This is a genomic window from Actinomycetes bacterium (assembly GCA_036510875.1).
Taxonomy (GTDB): Bacteria; Actinomycetota; Actinomycetes; order Prado026; family Prado026; genus DATCDE01.
The window spans coordinates 1-2,544 of sequence record DATCDE010000045.1 but is presented as its reverse complement, the minus strand read 5'-3'; the positions used below and the strand labels follow the sequence as shown (position 1 = coordinate 2,544).

At 67.2% G+C, this 2,544-nt stretch carries 1 protein-coding gene; it reads left to right on the top strand.

Annotated features, from left to right (window positions below):
- Nucleotides 1-587: 587 nt before the first annotated feature.
- Nucleotides 588-2,327, top strand: a complete 1,740-nt coding sequence (locus VIM19_02740) for an IS1634 family transposase (GenBank protein HEY5183828.1) — start codon at nucleotides 588-590, stop codon at nucleotides 2,325-2,327.
- The last annotated feature ends 217 nt before the right edge of the window (nucleotides 2,328-2,544 follow it).

Sequence of the window (2,544 nt, the reverse complement as noted above, 5' to 3'; positions counted from 1 at the left end):
TGGAGCAGTTCCGCCGCCTCAGAGATCAGCTGGTCGGTGGCCTCATCGGTGCGCAACTCGAGGCGGCGCGTCTTGGTCGTCGTCATGGTGGTACCTCCACACGCCACTGTACGGGATTTGTACGGCAATTACGAGAGGGTGCGGCGATCGACGGAACTCCACGCGCACGGCTGCGCCCGCAGCCGTACTCCAAAAAAGTGCGGCAACGCCCCCACCATCAGCCGCGCCTCATGCCCGCCAGGTGTGCCGCGTACGTGCTCAGCGACAGCGAACGCCGGCCGGGCCGCGAGTTTGCAAGCGGGAGGTTCGGGGTTCGATTCCCCGTGTCTCCACCCAGGTCAGAGGCCCTTTCCGCTCGTTGGAAGGGGCCTTCTGCATGCCTCTGGTGCGTCTTCAACCCGTCCGACGGCATTGGCGTGTGGGTCTTCGACTTAGTCCGAAGTTACGTCTCGTCTGACGCTCGATCCTGGTTCTGACCTGCATAGATGCGCACAAAAACGCTTCGGCGTGTCGTCACTAAATTGCTTGGGTCTGCGGACAGGATGAGATAGAATCCCGATATGCCGAAACGAGGTGGTGCCATACACGTGTCAACCCACCGTCGCCACTATGTTGGCAAGGACGGGGTGGCCCGGGACTACGAGACCCACCTGCTGCGTCGTTCTTACCGCGAGGACGGGAAGGTCAAGAACGAGACCGTGGCGAACCTGTCGCACCTGCCAGGGGACCTGATCGAGATGATCCGCGCCTCCCTGTCCGGGCAGGCGTTCGTGCCGGCCTCGGCGGCGGCGACCGTGGTCCGCGCGCTGCCGCACGGGCACGTCGCAGCGGTCCACGCCCAAGCCAAGGCCCTCGGCCTGCCCACCCTGCTGGGCCCGGCGGGGCGGGACCGCGACATTGCGTTGGCGCTGATCATCGCCCGGGTCTGCCGCCCCGGCTCGAAGCTGGCCACGACACGCTGGTGGGCCGACACGACCCTGGCCACCGACCTTGGGGTGGCCGACGCCACCACCGACGAGGTGTACGCCGCGATGGACTGGCTCGCCGGCCGCCAGGAAGCCGTCGAGAGGAAGCTGGCCGCCCGCCACCTGGACACCGCCGATAACCCGAACCGGTTGGCGTTATTCGACCTGTCCTCCTCCTGGGTCACCGGCAAACACTGCCCGCTGGCGGCCCGCGGCTACTCCCGCGACGGAAAGAAGGGACTGCCCCAGATCGAGTACGGACTGCTGACCGACCCGGCCGGTCGCCCGGTCGCGGTCCGGGTCGTCGCAGGAAACACCGCCGACCCGACCGCGTTCACCGGCATCGTCGAAACGGTCCGGGACACGTTCGGGCTCAAGAACATGGTGATGGTCGGGGACCGGGGCATGATCACCAGCGCCCGCATCGACGCGCTGCGCGAACTCGGCGGCCTCGGCTGGGTCACCGCGCTCCGCGCCCCCGCGATCGCGGCGCTGGCCGCCGACGACGGGCCCCTTCAGATGAGCCTTTTCGACCAATCCAACCTCGCCGAGATCACCCACCCCGACTACCCCGGGGAGCGCCTCGTCGCCTGCCGCAACCCCGCCCTGGCCGCTCACCGCGCCCACAAACGCCTGGAGTTGCTGGCCGCGACCGACACCGAGCTCGCCAAGATCACCACCGCCGTATCGGCCGGGCGCCTTCACGGAGCCGGCAAGATCGGGATCCGCGTCGGCAAGGTCGTCGGCCGGTACAAGATGGCCAAGCACTACACCTGGACCATCACCGACGACGCGTTCAGCTACACCCGCAACCAGCACGCCATCGAGGCCGAGGCCGCCCTGGACGGGATCTACGTCGTGCGCACATCTGTCCCGGCCGCGGACCTGGCCACTGAACAGGTCGTGGCGACCTACAAGTCCCTGTCCCGCGTCGAACGCGACTTCCGGTCCATCAAGAGCATCGACCTGGACCTGCGCCCGATCCACCACTGGACCGAGCCCCGGGTCCGAGCCCACGTGTTCATCTGCATGCTCGCCGCGTACCTCACCTGGCACCTACGCGCCGCGTGGGCGCCACTGACATTCACCGACGAGAACCGCCCCCACCCAGCAGACCCCGTCGCACCCGCGAAACGCTCCACCGCCGCCGACGCCAAAGCAGCGACCAAGACCACCACCGACGACCTACCCGCCCGCAGCTTCACCAACCTGCTCGACCACCTCGCCACCTTGACCCGGGCCGACCTGCGCTACGGCGAGACTGACGCAAGCCCCACCGTGCCCACCCTCGCCCAGCCCACCCCCACCCAGCGACGAGCCTTCGAACTCCTGGGCGCCACCATCCCCCTGAGCCTGAAGTAGCCAGAACACCAAACCACCAAAACGACGAAACCCCTGCTCAGCAGGGGCTTCGCTCGTCACAAGGCACGTAACTTCGGTCTAGTGCGTGAGACCCGGGCAACTGCTGCCCGGGTCTCACGTAAGTCAGCGATCTAGATGGTTCTGCGAAGCGCTCAGTGCGAGTTCAGGTACGCCTGCGTCTTGCTCACCGTGGACGGGTTCAGGTATCGCGCGCCAT